Annotated in this window: 14 protein-coding genes; 2 read left to right on the top strand and 12 right to left on the bottom strand. The window is 67.4% G+C overall.

What is annotated here, in order from left to right:
- Window positions 1–8: 8 nt before the first annotated feature.
- The 4 genes from EAO27_RS13310 to EAO27_RS13295 form a co-directional block, all read right to left on the bottom strand.
- Complete coding sequence (locus EAO27_RS13310) at window positions 9–779, bottom strand: enoyl-CoA hydratase/isomerase family protein (RefSeq protein WP_242770534.1); 771 nt, start codon at window positions 777–779, stop codon at window positions 9–11.
- 54 nt (window positions 780–833) lie between these two features.
- Window positions 834–2,087, bottom strand: coding sequence for a MaoC family dehydratase N-terminal domain-containing protein (locus EAO27_RS13305; RefSeq protein WP_242770531.1), 1,254 nt, complete (start codon window positions 2,085–2,087; stop codon window positions 834–836).
- An 86-nt stretch (window positions 2,088–2,173) separates the two neighbouring features.
- On the bottom strand, window positions 2,174–3,853 hold the full coding sequence (locus EAO27_RS13300) for a class I adenylate-forming enzyme family protein (RefSeq protein WP_242770528.1): 1,680 nt from the start codon (window positions 3,851–3,853) through the stop codon (window positions 2,174–2,176).
- On the bottom strand, window positions 3,850–4,698 hold the full coding sequence (locus EAO27_RS13295; protein ID WP_242770525.1) for an alpha/beta fold hydrolase: 849 nt from the start codon (window positions 4,696–4,698) through the stop codon (window positions 3,850–3,852). The genes EAO27_RS13300 and EAO27_RS13295 overlap by 4 nt, the downstream gene beginning before the upstream one ends.
- A 94-nt stretch (window positions 4,699–4,792) precedes the next feature.
- Here EAO27_RS13295 and EAO27_RS13290 point away from each other — a divergent pair, with 94 nt between their 5' ends.
- Window positions 4,793–6,001 carry a cytochrome P450 gene (locus tag EAO27_RS13290; RefSeq protein ID WP_242770522.1) on the top strand — a complete coding sequence of 403 codons (1,209 nt, stop codon included), beginning with the start codon at window positions 4,793–4,795 and terminating at the stop codon, window positions 5,999–6,001.
- 3 nt (window positions 6,002–6,004) lie between these two features.
- Here EAO27_RS13290 and EAO27_RS13285 read toward each other — a convergent pair whose 3' ends face one another.
- The 6 genes from EAO27_RS13285 to EAO27_RS13260 form a co-directional block, all read right to left on the bottom strand.
- A complete protein-coding gene (locus EAO27_RS13285) occupies window positions 6,005–7,831 on the bottom strand; it encodes an AMP-binding protein (RefSeq protein WP_242770519.1) in 1,827 nt (608 codons plus the stop codon).
- Window positions 7,832–7,862: 31 nt separating this feature from the next.
- Entirely contained in the window at window positions 7,863–9,359 is a 1,497-nt protein-coding gene (locus tag EAO27_RS13280; RefSeq protein WP_242770517.1) for a class I adenylate-forming enzyme family protein, read from the bottom strand.
- Between the two features lie 80 nt (window positions 9,360–9,439).
- Window positions 9,440–10,129, bottom strand: a complete 690-nt coding sequence (locus tag EAO27_RS13275) for an SDR family oxidoreductase (protein WP_242770515.1) — start codon at window positions 10,127–10,129, stop codon at window positions 9,440–9,442.
- Window positions 10,126–11,730, bottom strand: coding sequence for a GMC family oxidoreductase N-terminal domain-containing protein (locus EAO27_RS13270; RefSeq protein ID WP_242770513.1), 1,605 nt, complete (start codon window positions 11,728–11,730; stop codon window positions 10,126–10,128). The genes EAO27_RS13275 and EAO27_RS13270 overlap by 4 nt, the downstream gene beginning before the upstream one ends.
- 11 nt (window positions 11,731–11,741) lie before the next feature.
- Window positions 11,742–13,190: an aldehyde dehydrogenase family protein gene (locus EAO27_RS13265; protein ID WP_242770511.1), complete on the bottom strand. Its 1,449-nt coding sequence runs from the start codon at window positions 13,188–13,190 to the stop codon at window positions 11,742–11,744.
- Window positions 13,191–13,194: 4 nt separating this feature from the next.
- Window positions 13,195–14,007 (bottom strand): SDR family NAD(P)-dependent oxidoreductase, encoded by an 813-nt coding sequence (locus tag EAO27_RS13260; RefSeq protein ID WP_242770509.1) that lies wholly within the window; start codon window positions 14,005–14,007, stop codon window positions 13,195–13,197.
- A gap of 193 nt (window positions 14,008–14,200) precedes the next feature.
- Between EAO27_RS13260 and EAO27_RS13255 the strand changes: the two genes are divergently transcribed.
- Complete coding sequence (locus EAO27_RS13255; protein ID WP_242770507.1) at window positions 14,201–15,124, top strand: SDR family NAD(P)-dependent oxidoreductase; 924 nt, start codon at window positions 14,201–14,203, stop codon at window positions 15,122–15,124.
- Window positions 15,125–15,148: 24 nt separating this feature from the next.
- Here the strand turns inward: EAO27_RS13255 and EAO27_RS13250 are convergent, their stop codons facing one another.
- Both EAO27_RS13250 and EAO27_RS13245 read right to left on the bottom strand, forming a co-directional pair.
- Window positions 15,149–16,156 carry an NAD(P)-dependent alcohol dehydrogenase gene (locus EAO27_RS13250; RefSeq protein WP_242770505.1) on the bottom strand — a complete coding sequence of 336 codons (1,008 nt, stop codon included), beginning with the start codon at window positions 16,154–16,156 and terminating at the stop codon, window positions 15,149–15,151.
- Window positions 16,157–16,178: 22 nt separating this feature from the next.
- On the bottom strand, window positions 16,179–16,751 hold the full coding sequence (locus EAO27_RS13245; RefSeq protein WP_242770502.1) for a nuclear transport factor 2 family protein: 573 nt from the start codon (window positions 16,749–16,751) through the stop codon (window positions 16,179–16,181).
- Window positions 16,752–16,761: the final 10 nt, after the last annotated feature.

Raw genomic sequence — 16,761 nt, 5'->3', positions numbered from 1 at the left:
CCGCCGCCCTAGGGCTTGGCCGCCGCCGCCTCGCGCGCGCGTTTGGCGGCGCGCAGCATTTCGATGAAGGCGTCGGTCTCGCGCCGCAGATAGGCGTTGGTATCGGCCTCGAGCGCGTTCGCCGCGAACAGCCCGCGCGTCAGCCGCATCTGCAGCTTGGGTACGCCGGCGAGCTTTTCCGCGACGGCCACCGCTTCGTCGAGAACCTGTTCGTCGGGCACGACGCGGCTGATCAGCCCGATCTCCTTCGCCTCCGCCGCGGTCAGCTTTTGCGAGGTCAGGCAGATGTCGAGCGCGCGGCCATAGCCGACGAGCCGCGGAAGGAGGGCGGTGCAGCCGAGTTCGGGCATGAAGCCCAGCGACAGGAAGGGAAAGCTCCACGTCGAGCTTTCGCCGCCGACGCGGATGTCCATCGGCAACAACTGGGTGACCCCCAGCCCGATCGCCGCGCCGTGCACCGCGCCGACCATCGGCTTCGACCGTGCGAGCAGGTGAATCCAGCCCGTGTCCTGCATCATGCAGATCTGCGCGATGTTGAGCTTCTTGCCGGTGTCGGGGTCGACTTCCGGCCCCGCCTTGAAATCGGTCCCGGCGCAGAAGATCGGCCCTTCGTGCGTGAGCACGATCGCGCCGATCTCGTCGTCGCCGTTCGCGCTTTCGATCGCGCGCTCGGTTTCGCGATAGAGCGGCGGGCTCCACGCGTTGCGCCGCTCCTGCTTGTCATAGGTGATGACCGCAACGGCCCCACGCTTTTCGTACCGGATATGGTCGTATGTCATGCTCGGTCCATGTCTGGACCGCGGCGCGCGCGGCGCCGCGGTCAAAGGCCGGGATTACTGCTTCAGCCGCTCGACTTCATAAGCGTACATCTCGTCGATATTTTCCTTCGCCGGCTTCGGCAGCTCGACCGGCGCGTCGCGGGTCGGCAGCAGGACGACGGCGTTGCCCGGCGACACGACAGTGCCGTGCTGGTTCTCGACCCAGATGTCGAGGTGGACCTCGTTGCGGCCCTCTTCCTGCACCTTCTTGCGGACCTTGCCTTTGATCCAATAGGTGTCGCCGGTGTAGACGAACTTGCGGTGCTGGCACGACATCTTCCACAGCCAGCCGTCGTCGCCCATCCAGTTGGTGCAGATGTTGGTCAGGAAGGTTTCGCGCAGCCCGCCATAGTCATAGGGGATGGGGATACCGAGTTCGTTCGCCCATGCCTTTTCCCAGTGCAGGCGCTGGACCGTGTCGGGGACGTTGAGCTCGTTGGGGGTGTAGAGGCCCGGGACCTTGGCGCGGATCTTCCAGCTCTGGCGGAACGCGCCCGGCGGGGTGAGCTGCATGCCCCAGCCGACGTGCCAGACGACGATGTCGCTGGTGCGCAGCGGACCGCGGACGATCGTCTGCAATTCCTCGCCCTCGATCACGTCTTCCCAATAGCGGGTTTCGGCGCCGCGCAGCGTTTCGGCGGCGTAGCAGGCGTCGATCTCGGCGAGCTGGGCATCGGTGTAGGGGGTCGGAAGGTCATATTCCTTCTTCTTCTCCTTCGACGCATGGCGTTCGGCGCGGATCCACGTGCCGCGCTGGATCGCGTGCAGTTCGTCGTCCTGGTTGCGATAGATGTAGCCGTTGACTTCGGACACGGTGCGCCCGGCAAAGCCGCTCTTGTCGTTCACCTGCACGCCGATCAGCGCAAAACGCTGCTTGAGCTGGTCGCCGAGGCGCAGCGGACGCCACCATTCGAATTCCATCTGCGCCTGATAGGAGCCGAGCCCGGCGAGCGGATCGCCCTTCATCATCGCCTTCACCTCGGGGGTGATCGGCGGCGCGTCGGACACGCCCATGGTATAGAGGAAATTGGGCGGCGCGATCAGTCCGCCCCAGCGCGTCTTCTCGCCATAATGCTTGTCGCACCACAGGGGATTGTCGTCGCCATAGCCGAAGGCGAAATGCCGCGTGCCGTCCCACGTGACTTCATAATTGTGCGGCGGGGTCGGCTTGTTGACCTGGATGCCGACGCGTTCGCGCAGCTTCGCAATGCCCTCGTCGGTCAGGATGCCGTATGTGTCCGGCCGCTCCTTGGTGCTGGCTTCTACCATCTCTCTCTTCTCGCTTCCTCTGCCTCTGGTTTCCGAATCCATGCAGGCGCCGGGAGGTTGAATCAAGTAAATTCGTTATATGATTATCATGATTGTCCGCGGAACATTCCGGCCATCAGGGTCGCGAGTTCGGCCTTCTTGATCTTGCCCGATCCGGTCGCGGGCAGCTCGCTTTCGACAAGGGCGACGATGCGTTTCGGGACCTTGAACGACGACAGCCGCTGCTTCAGCTCGGCGACGACGGCGGCTTCGTCGAGGGTGCGCCCCGGGGCCATCAGCACCGCCGCGACGAGCTGCGTGTCGTCGCCCTGCGCGATCCCGACAACGCCCGCCTTTTCGATGCCGAGCAGCCCGGTCATCGCCAGCTCGACCTCCAGCGGCGCGACATTGGCGCCGTGGATCTTGATCATCTCGCCCAGCCGCGCCTCGAACTTCAGATAACCCTCGGCGTCGAGCCGGCAGAGGTCGCCGGTCGCATAATAGCCGTCGGCATCGAAGGTCTCGTGCCGCTCGCGCCCCGCGAGGCCGAGCATCAGGCAATAGCCGCGCACGAGCAATTCGCCGACCTCGCCCGGCGGCAGGGGACGGCGCGTGTCGGGGTCGACGATCCTGAGCTCGACCCCGGGCACCGCGCGCCCCTGCCACGACGGGCGGTCTTCGGGCAGCAGTTCGTCGAACCGCGCCGACGTATGCCCGCCCAGCGTCTCGGTCATGCCGAAGGTGCGCGCGAAACGGGCGTTGGGCACCGGCGTTGCCGCGCCGCAGCGCCGGTCCAGATGGTCGCTCGCAAAACGTCCCGCGCGTGCGATGCCGGCGCTGTCCATGTTCAGCCGCACGACGTCGCAGCCCGCCGCGCGCAGCTCGGCCGAATCGCGCAGCACGTCGAACCAGCCGGCATCGCCGGCCAGCGCGTTGGCGCCCTCGTCGCGGATCAGCCGCGCGACATTGGCGGGCGATCCGTCGCCGGTGACGATCAGGCAGGCGCCGTTGTTGAGGCTGTAGAAAAGGGTGGCCACGAAACCCGCGACCCAGAACATCGCGCGCGTCGTGATCACCCGGTCGCCGGGGCCGAAGGGGGTGAAGTCCAGCCCCATCTGGCGGCTGTGGCGGACCAGCGGGCCGTGGCCGTGGATCACCCCCTTGGGGTGCGCGGTGCTGCCCGACGTGTGGATGATGCAAAAGGGATCGGCGGGCGTCACCAGCGTCTCGACCGCGCGCAGCATTGCCGCATCAACGACTTCGCTCCCCGCGAGCAGTGCCGCGAAGGGCTGCGACCAGGGGCGGGCGGGCGCCCCGATGACATGGATGTGCCGCAGTCGCGGCGCTGCGGCGAGATGGAGTGGACCGCCGCCTGCCTCGGCGAGCCCCGGCAGCGCTTCCTCGAGCCGTGCGAGATAGTCGTGACGGAGGAAGGCGTCGGCGACAATCAGATGGTCGAACTCGGCGTTGGCGAGCACCCAGCGCAGCTCGGGCGCCTGATAGAGCGTGCTGAGCGGTCCGGCGATCGCGCCGATGCGCCCCGCCGCGAGCACCGCAACGACGAATTCGGGCGAGGGCGGGGCGAGGATGGCGATCCGCGCGCCCTTGCCGACCCCGCGTTCGAGCAGCGCCCGCGCGACCGCCGCCGACTGCCGGTCGAGATCGGCGAAGCTCACCCGCTCGCCGTCGCGCACCATCGCCTCGGCTTCGCCGTGGTGCGCGGCGAAGGCATGGATCAGCCCGGGGATGGTGGCGGGAAAGCCGGGTTCGGGGAACGATGTGGTCATGCGGCGGCCTCCTCCAGCCAGTCGATCGTCGCGTGATGAAAGGCGCGGCCGACATGGTGCAGGCTGATATTGTGCCCGCTATGCGCTTCGAAACGGACCAGCGCGCGCCGGCTCGCGGCCAGGTGCGCGCGCGCCTCGGCCGCGACCGCCGCGTCCGCGACCGAACTGGCCTCATCGGCCGCGAAGCTCAGGCGGACGGGCAGGGTGATTCGGCGCATCAGCGCGGGCAGGTTCCGCGGGGCGTCGGCGGCGTCGGGAAGCTCCGCCCCGGGAACCGGGGCGCGCAGCGCCGCATCATAAGCGAGCGCGGCGGGATCGAAATCGGCGTCGGCGCCGAAAAAGGCCTGGCGGGCGTGCGCATCGCCCAGCGAGGGGAAATGCGTCTCGCCCGCGTTCAAGCGGCGTGCGTCGAGCGCTGCCTGCATCGCGTCGGTGTAACGCAGCGGCACGCCGCACGCGTCGATCGCGGCGAGGGCGGTCGCGGCGCGCGGTCGCGCCGCGGCGGTCAGCGCCAATATGCCGCCCATCGAATGGCCCGCGAGCAGCAGCGGCACGCCGCCCTCGCGCGCGCGCAGTTCGTCGGCAAGGTCGAGCATCGCATCGGCCTGTTCGGCCAGCGGCATCGGGCGATCGAAGGCGGCGCCATAGCCGGGCCGGTCGATCGCGACGCCCAGATGGCCGCGCTCGGCCGCGACGTCGAGCAGCGAGGTCGGCGGGAAATCCCAGTATCCCGCACCATATCCGCCGCCGTGCAGCGCAAGGATGATTCCGCGCGGCCGCCCCGCAGGCCTGCGTTCGCGCGCCGACAGCGCCAGGTCGCCGATGCGATAGCCCGTATCCGCCATCTTCTTCCCATTCTTGCCCCGTCTGCGCAGGGTGCTTGCTTTTCGCTATAAACAGATAGATGATATATACAACAAAATGCAATCGGAGCAGGAAATGAACAGCCCCATCCCCGTCCTCACGCCGCGGCCTGACCATGTCCCGGAGGAACTGGTCGTCGATTACGACTATATTCGTCCGGCGGGCATGGAAGAGGTCGGCGTCTACAACGCCGTCAAGCGGCTGCACGACGGTCCCGACATCATCTGGTCGCCGCGCCACGGCGGTCACTGGATGGTGACGCGCGCCGAGGATATCCGCTTCGTACAGGAAAATTACGAGATTTTCAGCCACGAGGAATTCATGATTCCGCGCACGCTGATGCCGCTGAAGCCGCTGCCGCTCGCGGTCGACCCGCCCAATCATGCGCGCTATCGCGCGGTGATCAACCCCGGCTTCATGCCGGGCAAGGTGGCCAAGATGCGCGACGATGCGCGCGACCTGACGATCGAACTCACCGAAAAGATGAAGCCCAACGGCCGCTGCGAATTCCTGTCCGAATTCGCGCGCGTCATGCCGGTGACGATGTTCCTGCGCATCGTCGACCTGCCGCTCGACCGGCGCGAGGAGTTCGTCGAATGGGGCATCGCGATCATGTCCTCCTACGATCCCGCCGACCGGATGGCGGCGCAGCTGCGCGTGCGCGAATATCTGAAGACGATCCTCGACGAGCGCGACGGGGGCGACGGCGACGATCTTCTCACCCGCGTTGCGGGCTGGCGCCGCAATCCGCGCTTCCAGTCGGAGGAAGAGGTGCTGTCGATGGCGACCCTGCTGTTCGCGGGCGGGCTCGACACGGTGGCGTCCGAACTCAGCTACATCGTCCATTACCTTGCGCAGCATCCCGAACAGCAGCGCCGGCTGCGCGAGGAACCGGACATCATCCCCGCCGCGCGCGAGGAGTTCATCCGCCGCTTCGGCCTCTCGAACACCGGGCGCATCCTCACCCGCGACTTCGAATATAAGGGCGTGTTGTTCAGGAAGGACGAGATGATCATGGTCCCCAACAATCTGTCGGGGATCGACGAGCGGATGTACGACCGGCCGATGGAGGTCGATTTCGACCGCAACGCGCCGTCGCACAACACGTTCGGCAACGGCCCGCACAAATGCGTCGGCGCGCATCTCGCACGCGCCGAGATCGACGTGTTTCTCGAGGAATTTATCGCGCGAATCCCCGAATTCCGTCTCGACCCCGACCGCCGCAATGTCGAGCATTGCGGGTCGGTGCCGGGCTTCGACGAACTCTACCTGCGCTGGGACTGACCGTCAGGCCGGGAAAACCGCCTCGCCGCGGTACAGCGCCGCGACCTCGTCGGCGCGGCGCCGCTGCACCTCGCGCTGGTTGATATAGCCTTTGTCTGCAATCTCGTCACCGCTGGCCGGCTCCACCAGCACCCGCACCGCAGCGACCTGCCGCGATTGGCCGCCCGCCGCTTCATTGTGCGCCGCCAGCCGCGTAGCGAGGTGCGCGGTCACGGCCGGATGCGCCGCAAGCGCCGCCGCGTCGAGGTCGGCGCCGGCGAGCCGCTGCGCGTCGGCGGTGCGCAGCCAGCCGAGCGCGCGCACCTCGCCGCGGCCCTCGCCGACGATCACGACGTCGTGGAGCAGGCCGAGCGTATCGAGCAGTGCCATGCGCAGCGCGCCGACATGGACCCAGGTGCCTGATTCCAGCTTGAAATTCTCGGTCACCCGCCCGTCGAAGGCGAGGCCGAGTTCGGGCTGTGCCGGATCGACGAAGCGTGCGGCGTCGCCGGTGCGATAGAAGCCTTCCTCGTCGAACGCCGCCGCGGTCGCTCCTAGGTCGCCGAGATAGCCGGGGGTGACGGTCAGTCCCTTGACCCGGATTTCGAGCCGGTCGCCGACCGGCGCCAGCTTCACGACATTGCCGGCGAAGGGCAGGCCGATCGCGCCGGTGCTTTCGAGCGGGCGGCCGACGATCGTCGTGCCCTGCGTTTCGGTCGTGCCATATTTGGTGATCACCGGGATCCGGCGTCCGGTCGCGGCGACCGCCAGCGCTTGCAGGCGCCGGAACACGTCGTCGGACAGGCCCGCTGCGCCGTAGCTCAGAAAACGCAGGTCGCGGAAAAAATGGTCGCGCAGCGCGGGGTCGGTTTCCATCGCCATGACCAGTTCCGAAAAGAAGATCGGCGTCGAATTATATTCGGTGAGGTGGATTTCCCGAAGGTTGCGGATCGTTTCGGAGAACTGGCCCGGCAGCGGCCGGCCGTCGTCGATGTAAAGGCAGGCGGCTTCGTTGAGCACATCGGCGGGCAGGATATTGTTGCCCCCGACATGGCTCCACGGCACCCACGACAGAAAGGCGCGGGCATGCGCCGAATGGTCCGATTCCTCGTACATTGCCTGATGCTGTGCCACGACGCCGGTCAGGATGCGCTGAGTCTGGATGACCCCCTTGGGCTTGCCGGTCGAGCCCGAGGTGAAGATGGTCTTGGCGTGGGTATCGGGAGTGATCGCCGCGATCGAGGTGTCGACCGCGTCGGTTGCGGGCGTCGCGAGCAGGTCGGCAAGCGCGATCGTCTCGCCGCCGGGGGCGGCTTCGTCGGTGACGAGGATCAGTTCGGTTTCCTCGCGCAGCGCGCGCATTGCGGGCAGGAAGGTGCGCCAGTCGTCGGCGTAGACCAGTCGGGGGCGGCAGGTCGCGAAGCAGTGGCGCAGCCGCGCAAAGTCGCCGCCCGCCAGCGAATAATTGACCGACACGGGGGCGTAGGGCGCGCGCGCCATCTGGGACGCAAGGTTGACGACCATATGGTCCGGGCTGCCCCCCGACAGCACCATCACCGACGCATCGGGACCGATGTCGCGATCGAGGAGGGCCTGCGCCAGTGCGCGCGACCGGTGCAGCGCGTCGCCATAGGTCAGCCGCCGCCATTCGCCGCGGTTGCCGCCTTCGAACCGTTCGCGGCGAGCGACGAACGGCCGGTCGGGAAAGCGCTGCGCGCGGTCGATGAACAGGTGCGGGATCGAGGGCCAGAGCTCGGGCAGCGCATATCCCGGCGTGATCAGCGCGGAGCCGTCGTCGCGAAATTCGAAACGGCAGCCGTGCGGCCGGAAAGGGAGGGCGATATAGTCCACGATCACCCGATGCGATGCCCGTCGCTCCCGATCAAGCGGCTTCGAGCAGTTTCCTGAGTTCGGGCTGGCTGGGTTTCATCGAGGGGGTGCGCGGGAAGTCCTGCACCTCCAGCAATTTGGTCGGCACCTGATAGGCGGTCAACCGTTCACGCAGGAAGTCGCGCAGCTCGTCGGCGCTGACCGCCTGCCCCGATTTGACTCGGTAGCCCGCAGCGGGAACCTGTCCCAGCCGCGGGTCGGCGAGTGCAACCACGCAAGCCTCGAGCACTGCGGGATGCGCCTCGATCGCCTTCACCACATCGTCGGGGATGATCTTGAATCCGCCGCGGATGATCGCATTGTCGGCGCGCCCGAGGATCCACAGAAACTGATCCTCGTCCATGCGCGCGAGATCGGTGGTGCGCACCCAGTTTCGGCCGTCGCCCAGATGGCGCGCGCGCAGTTCGAGCAACCCCTTCTCGCCATAGGGGAGCGGCTCGCCGCTTTCGGGATCGACGATGCGGCCATCGACGCCGGGATTCATCTTGCCGACGCTGCCACGCCGGAGCTGGCCCGATTTCAGGAAATCGGGAAGCGTCCAGCCCGCGACGCCGCCGGCGAATTCGGTGGCGCCATAGTTCTGCAGCACCGGAATGCCGAAATGCTCAAAGAATTGATCGGCAAGCTCGGGGTCGAGCGGCGCGGTCGAGGTGCGAAAGGCGACGAGGCTCGCCAGCGCTTCCTTTGGTACCCCGGCGTCGAGGATCATCCGCAAGGCCGAGGGCGGGGCACCCGCGACCTTGGGCTTGTGACGCTGCACCGCGTCGACGAATTCCTCGACGCGGAAGCGGTCGAGCATGCACGACTTGCGGCCCGCCGACAGCGAGACGAACAGGCCGAAAATCCCGCCGATGTGCGAAAAGGGCGTGTTCGAGATGGTCACGGCCTTCGACAGCTTCGGCGGGGCATCGACGTCGCGCTTTTCGAACACCGCAGCGTCGAGCACCATTTTCGAGAAATTGCTGGCCTTCAGCGGCACGCGCTTCGGGGTGCCGGTGGTGCCGCTGGTCAGCATCTCGATCCCGATGCCTTCGGCGTCGCTGCGGAAATCGGTCCCGGTCATGGCGGCGATGATCCGTGCGGGTTCGCCGGTGTCGCCGGTGATTTCGATCCCCAGCGCGCCGCTGCGGCGAACCGCTTCGATCACCGCCGCGCGTTGCCAGTCGGCGGTTTCGGCGATCACCACGGGAGTTTTGAGGCTGGCAATGTCGTTCGCCAGCTTTTCATCGGGCAGCGCGGGGTTCAGCGTCACGACGCAGCGGTCGCCGATGATCGTGCCGATGATCACCGCTGCGATCTGCGGCGTGTTGCGCAGGATGCCGCCGATCCGCGTGCCCGCGCCGATGCCGTTGGCGAGGAGGATCGCATCCACCGCGTCGATGACCGCGCTGAGTTCGCCCCAGCTGTGCCACTGTTTTTTATGCTCGAGCGCCGGAGCGGAGGGATCGATCGCCATGACCTGGCGGACGATCGAATTGAGCGTGGGCATGAAGCCGGAATCCTCACCTGTCTGCAATATTAACGTCTATCTGATTTAGACGAATCATTTAGACGTTTGCAAGCCTTTCATCAGCCGATCAGGAATCCGCCGTCGAGTGTCAGCGCCTGCCCGGTGATGAAGCGTCCGGCGGGGGAGGCGAGATAGACGATCGCGCTCGCGACATCGTCGGCGTTGCCCATGCCGAGCGTCAGCCGACCCGGCTGCGTGGCCGGACCGCCGAGTCTTTCCATGTCCGCGGGCGGGTCGCCGACGGGTACGGCGCCGGGGAGGACCGCGTTGACGCGAATCCCGTCCTCGGCATGGTCGAGCGCCGCGGCGCGGACGAGCGCGTTGAGCCCGGCCTTCGACGCGCCATAAGCGCCATTGCCCTTGAGCACCGGATGGACCGATCCCATCGTCGAGACTGCGACGATCGCGCCGCCACCTTGCGTGCGCATCGCGGGGATGACCGCGCGCATCGCGAGGAAGGCGCCGCGCAGATTGGCGTCCTGCACCGCGTCCCATTGATCGAGCGCCATCGTCGGCAGGGCATAGGTGCCGATGCGGGTCACCGCATAGACGAGCAGGTCGATGCCGCCGTGCCGTTCGACAAAGCTGCTCACTGTTGCTGCAATGCTGCCTTCGTCGGGGACGATGTCCGCAAGTTCGGCGGCCGCGCCCAGATCGCCGAACATCGCGGCGGTTGCCTGACCGATCGGCGTGGCGCCGATGATCAGCACGCGCAGTCCCGCGACTCCGAAAATCCTGTCGAGCGTCATTGGCTTGCTCCTATCCATTCGGCGGCGCGCTCGGCGATCATGATCGTCGGCGCGTTGGTGTTGGCGGACACGGGTTCGGGCATCACCGACGCATCGACGACGCGCAGCCCGGCAATGCCGCGGACCCGAAGCTGCGGGTCGAGTACGGCCATCGGGTCGCCATCCGGCCCCATGCGGCAGGTGCCGACGGCATGGTAGCCGATGCCGCCCCATTGGCGTACATAGGCTTCCCAGCCGGCGTCGTCGTCGGGCATCGGATCGGGGCGCAGCGTGCCGGTGACGATGTCGGCGAGCGGCCGGGTGCGGCAGATGCCCTCGACGATCCTGAGCGCCCTGACCAGCTTGTCGACATCCTCCTGTGCGCCCTGTAGCCGGTGATCGATCACCGGCTTGGTGTCGGGATCGGCGCTGCGCAGTCGAATCTCGCCTCGGCTGGCGGGGCGCGCGACGTGGAAGCCGAAGGAAAAGGAGGGGCGTTTTTCGACCACCGCGTCGCCCCTGTCGTTGAAGGTCACCGCGACGGGCAGCATCGACAGAATGATATCGGGATCGGCGAGCGCGGGATCGGTCCGGAACGCCGCCATTACCTGCACCGCCGGCGTCGTTAGCAGTCCGCGGCGGAACAGCAGATAGTTCAGCATGTGCCGCACGAGCTTCACCGGCCCGAGTTCGGCGCTCATCGTCGGGACGCTGACCAGTTTGGCGAGCGACACGCTGTTATGCTCGCGCAGATTCTGTCCGACACCGGGCAGGTCGGCGTGCACCGCGATGCCGTGATCGGCGAGATGCGCGCCGGGACCGATCCCCGACCGCATCAAAATGGCCGGCGATACCATCGTACCCGCGCACAGAAGCACCTCGCGCCGCGCCCGGATGATCCGCGGACCCCCGTCCACCCGCATCTCGACGCCGGTCGCGCGGCCGTTCTCGACCCGGATCCGGTCGACATGGGCCCCTGTGATCACCGTCAGGTTCGGGCGGTCGCGGACGGGTTCGAGATAGGCGCGCGCCACCGAACAGCGCTGTCCGTCCTTTTGCGTCGCGAAGATCCGGTACACGCCGCTCTGGCTGCCGTTGCAATAGTCGGCGTTGAGCGGGATTCCGGCCGCGACGAAGGCGTCGATGACATATTGGCCGATCGGCTGCGGATCGCGGATCGGCGAGACGCTCAGCGGGCCGTGGCGTCCGTGCGACTGCGTTGGAGCGCCATGGAAACATTCGGCTTTCAGGAAATAGGGAAAGACCGCGTCATAGTCCCAGCCGGCGCAGCCCATCGCCGCCCAGCGGTCGTAATCCGAGCGCTCGCCGCGCATATAGACCTGACCGTTGATCGCCGAACTGCCGCCGAGCGCCTTGCCCGCGGCCCACTGCATCGTGCGGTCATTGATCGAGGGATCGGGCTCGGTCGGCAGGCACCAGTCGAAATCCCGGTGCCCCATCAGCTTCGCGGTACCCGCAGGCATGTTGATCAGGAAATCGCGCCCCTCGCCCCCGGCTTCGAGCAGGATGACGCGATGTGCGGGGTTCTCGCTCAGCCGCGCGGCGAGCACACAGCCCGCGCTGCCGCCGCCGATGATGACGAAGTCGGTTTCTTCCTCCATGCGGCGCTCCTTCAGCGCAGGTGCAGCAGCACCTGTTTGATCTGCATGAATTCCTCGAGCCCGGGACGGCCGCCCTCGCGCCCGAAGCCGCTCTGCTTGACGCCGCCGAAGGGCTGGTTGGCGGCCATCGGCAGCATGCCGTTGACCGCGACGCATCCGGCCTCAAGTTCGGCCGCGACCCTGTGCGCGCGCGACAGGTCGCGGGTGTGGACATAGGCGCCGAGGCCGAAGCGCGAGTCATTGGCCATCGCGACCGCATCGGCTTCATTGTCGAACTGGACGATCGACAGCACCGGCCCGAACACTTCCTCGCGCGCGAGATGGCTGTCGTGCGCGACGCCCGCGAAGACGGTGGGCTCGACGAAGCTGCCCGCCGCGAGCGCGCCCTGACCGCGCCGACCGCCGGCGACGAGCGATCCGCCGCTTTCGGTTTTCGCGCGCTCGATCACTCCGATGATCCGTTGTGCCGAGGCCTCGTTGATCACGGGCCCGACCACCGTCGCGGGATCGAGCGGGTCGCCGAGCGTGAACGCCTGGGCCTGCGCGCGCACGCGATCGACGAATTCGTCGAAGATCGCCGCCTGCGCATAGACGCGCGTCGGCAGCACGCAGCCTTGCCCCGCAAGCGGGACGAGGCTGCACGTCGCGGCCATCGTCGCCGCGACGTCGAGGTCGGCGTCGGCGAAGATCAGGTTCGCCGATTTGCCGCCGAGTTCGAGCGCGACGGGCTTCAGATGCTCGGCGGCGGTGCGCATCACCGCCTTGGCGACGATGTCGCCGCCGGTGAAGCTGACCTTGCCGACCGCGGGATGCGCGATCAGCGCTTCGCCGGCTTCGGCATCGCCGGGGACGATGTTGAGTACGCCGGGCGGGATGCCCGCCTCGAGCGCCAGTTCGCCGAAGCGCAGCGCGACAAAGGGCGTTTGCGTCGGCGGCTTGAGGACGACCGCATTGCCCGCCGCCATCGCGAGGATCGCGGTCATCGATATCGCGACCAGCGGCGAATTCCACGGGATGATGACGCCGATCACGCCGATCGGTTCGTGGCGGGCGTATGCGAGGCCGGTGATGCCGAAGGGCTCGCTGTACGTGCCCTCGATCTTGTCGGCCCAGCCGGCATAATAGCGGATCCACGACAGCGCGAGCCCGCTCGAATTGCTCGAGACGGGCGTGCCGCATTCGCGCGCGGCGATCTGGAGCAGGCGCGGCGTGTCGGCCTCGACCAGATCGGCGAGGCGGAGCAGGCAGTCGCGGCGCCGCTCGGGGCCGAGCGCCTGCCACGCGTTCTGGCCCGCCACCGCGGTGCGGGCAGCGGCGTCGATTTCGGCCGCGCCGCCGATCATCACCGACGCCTGCACCTGGCCCGTCGTCGGATTGACATGATCGCGCGTGTCGGGGCCGGTCATTGCGGGCCGCGTGGCGCCGATCAGCGGGCGGCTGTCCGAAAGCAGGTCCGACATCGGCTCAGCCCTTGGTGAAGCCGGCGTCGACGAGCAGTTCGGCGCCGTTGATATAGCTCGCCGCGTCGCTGGCGAGGAACAGGATGGCGCGCGCCATCTCGATCGGGTCGGCGACGCGGCCCATCGGGTTGCGGCCGGGGATCGTCGCGGGTCCGGCGATCACCGCGCCCCCCGCCGCCTGCGCCGCGCGCATCTTGTCGGGGCCGGGCGTCGCCATGCCGCCGGGGAGCACCGAATTGACGCGGATCCCGTCGCTGGCGAACTCGACCGCGGCGAGCCGGGTGATCGCATCGACCCCGGCTTTCGCCGAATCATAATGCATGTTGGGAAAGATCGTCGGGTGCTGCGCGCTCATCGACGAGATGTTGACGATCGACCCGCCGCCGCGCCCGCGCATCTGTTTCACCGCTTCGCGCAGGCACAGGAAGCTGCCGCGCGCGCAGACCGCGTGCATGATGTCCCATTCGGCGACCGACATATCCATTGTGTTCGCCTTGCCGCGATAGGCGGCGTTGTTCACCAGCACGTCGACGCCGCCGAAGGCGGCGGCTGCGGCAGCGAATCCCGCCTGCACCGCCGTCTCGTCGGAAACGTCCATGCCGACGCCCAAGGTTTCGCCCTTGCCGGCGAGTTCGGCGGCCGCCACCTTTGCTCCTTCGGCGTCGAGGTCGGCGATCACCACCTTTGCGCCGACGTCGAGGAACAGCGCGGCGGTCGCCTTGCCGAGCCCCGAGGCGCCGCCGGTGATCAGCGCGACCTTTCCGGTCAGGGCGAAGGGCGCGAGCGCGGCGTTGGTGGAATTTCCGGTGTCGGTCATGCTGTTCTTCCTCGACTGTCGGATACCCCGCCGCGTCGCATCCCACGCGATCCGGCCAGGCACCCCATCTCCATTTCCGGTCCGGCGCTGGTGCGCCGGCCTGTGACATGCCATGTTGAATCACGGCTATAATCATATAAACCTTTTATACCATTAGGCGAGAATCGCCGGCAAGCACAAGTGGGAGCGGACTATGGGAGAATTTGCGGGACGCGTCGCCGTCATCACCGGCGCAGGGCGCGGAATCGGGCGCGAAATCGCGCTGCTGATGGCGCGCGAAGGCGCAAAGATCGTCGTCAACGATCTGGGCGGCGGGCCGCAGGGCGGCGGCGGCGACGCGAGCTTCGCGCAGCAGGTCGTCGACGAGATCAAGGCGGCGGGCGGCGAAGCCGTCGCCGAAACGTCGAGCGTCGCCTCGATGGCGGGCGGGCAGGCGGTCGTCGATTGCGCGATCGACAATTTCGGGCGGCTGGATTTTCTGGTCAACAATGCCGGCATCATCCGGCCCAAGCGGCTGATCGAGATGAGCGAGGAGGATTTCGACATCGTCCTCGCGGTCAATCTCAAGGGCTATTTCGCTACAATGCGCGCGGGCGCTGAACATCTGAAAAAACAGGGCGGGGCGATCGTCAACTTCGCCTCGCCTTCGGGCTTCGGCCATTACGGCATGGTCAATTACAGCGCCGCGAAGGAGGGCGTGGTCGGCATGTCGCGTACCGTCGCGCGCGAACTCGCCGAATATGGCGTGCGCACCAACGTCATTCGCCCGATTTCGGGGCCGAGCAACATGAATATTCCCGAGGTTTACGAGACGCTCGGCTATGCGATGAACACGCTCAAGATTCCGCCGCTGTCGAACCACTGGATGGGCAACAGCGGCCCCGACGGCCGTCCGTGGAATGTCGCCGCCGTGGCCGCGTGGCTCTGCTCCGACCGGTCCGAAAATCTCAACGGCCGCGAACTCTTCATCAACGGCGGCCACGTCGCGCTGGTGCAGGAACCCGAATATGTGCGCAGCCAGTTCGCGGTCGACGGCTGGACGTTCGAGGGCCTGTGCAGCGAGGGAACCACACGCGCGCTGACGTGGGACATCCGCAACCGCTTTACCGGGAAATAGGGGGGGAAGGGTGGTCCGGGTCGTTCAGACCCGGATCACCACTTTTCCGAAGTGCCGCCGCGCGGCGAGGTGGGCAAAGGCATCGCGCGCGTCATCGAAGCCGAAAACACGGTCGATCACGGGCTCGAAATGGTGCGCGGCGCGGTCGAGGAGGCGAGCAAGGTCGGCGCGCGACCCGACCGAAATGCCGCGGATCGTGCCCGTCGTCCGCATCAGCGGGAGCGGGCTGATCGCCTGCGTCGGATTGCCGAGCAGGCCAACCAGCGCGATTTCGCCCTCGGGCGCCAGCGCCGCCATCGAACGGGGCAGGGTGCCCGCGCCGCCGACTTCGACGATGCGCTCGATCCCGCGCCCGCCGGTCAGGTCGCGTACGCGCGCGTCCCATTCGGGATATTCGCGATAATTGATCACGTCGCTCGCCCCCAGCGCGCGCAGGCGGTCGGCCTTGGCGTCGCTCGAGGTGGTGGCGATCACCCGGCACCCCAAGGTGTGCGCGATTTGCAAGGCGAACAGCGAAACCCCGCCGCTGCCCATGATCAGCACACCGTGCCCGGGGCGGAGCGGCGCGCCGCGGTCGAGCGCCGCCCATGCGGTCACCCCGGCGCAGGGCAGCGTCGCGGCCTGTTCGAACGACAGTGCGTCGGGGATCGGTACCACCGCGCGCGCGGGAACCGCGACATACTCGGCGAGCACCCCGTCGACCGCGCCGCCGAGATCGGTGGCGATCGCGGCGGGGTCGAACGGGCCGTCGATCCAGCCCGGCCGGAAGGGAATGACGACGCGCGCACCCGGCGCGACGTCGGTCACCGCCGATCCGCACGCGACAACTTCGCCCGCGCCGTCGGACAGCGGCACGAGTCCCGGTTTCGGGCCATAGGGCGACGGACCGAAGACCATCATCAGATCGCGGGCATTGAGCGAAGCGGCGCGGATGCGGACCAGCACTTCATCGGGGGCGACCGCGGGTTCGGGCGCGTCTTCGACCGCCAGATTGTCGAGCGACCCGTGATCGCGGAGGCGGTAGAGCTTCATCGGCCGGCCTCGCGTCGCGGTGTCACGCGCCCGCGAGGATATCGAGGTTGATGCCGACCCGTTCGGCGGGAATGGTCAGCGGCCGTTCGTACGAGCAGTCGGTCGCGTCGCGCGCGGTCGTGCCGCTTTGCGCAAGCATCGCGCGTGCCTCGGGACTGATCTGCGTCGCCACGGGCTGGCCGCCCCAGTCGGGAACGCATTTGCGCGCTGCGATCCGCCATTCGCCGCCGCGCTTTTCCATGCGGTCGATATAGCGCCCGCCGCCGATGGTCAGATTCTGCCCGTTCGGGTCGAGTGCGGCAAACAGCCAGTAAGTTTCGGCGTGCGCGATGTCACCATCGAGTTCGCAACTGTGGTTGGTGACGATGTGCTGGTGGGTCGACTGGGCGGTGGTGTGATAATGGTTCACCCACGTCCAGAATTCCTCCGGCCCCGCGACGACGAAACCATGGTCGTCGATCGCGTCGGGATGATAGGCTGACAGGAACAACGCGCGGTCCATCCGGTCGACCCCGCGGCAATAGCGGGTGACGACCTCGCGGATCTTCTGCTTGTCGTAAAGTTCGCGGACCATGGCCTCCAGCGCGGGTTCCATCTCGCGCGCC

This window comes from Sphingopyxis sp. YF1, assembly GCF_022701295.1.
Lineage (GTDB): Bacteria > Pseudomonadota > Alphaproteobacteria > Sphingomonadales > Sphingomonadaceae > Sphingopyxis.
The sequence above is the reverse complement of the archived record's forward strand: the minus strand, read 5'-3'. Positions and strand labels throughout refer to the sequence as shown.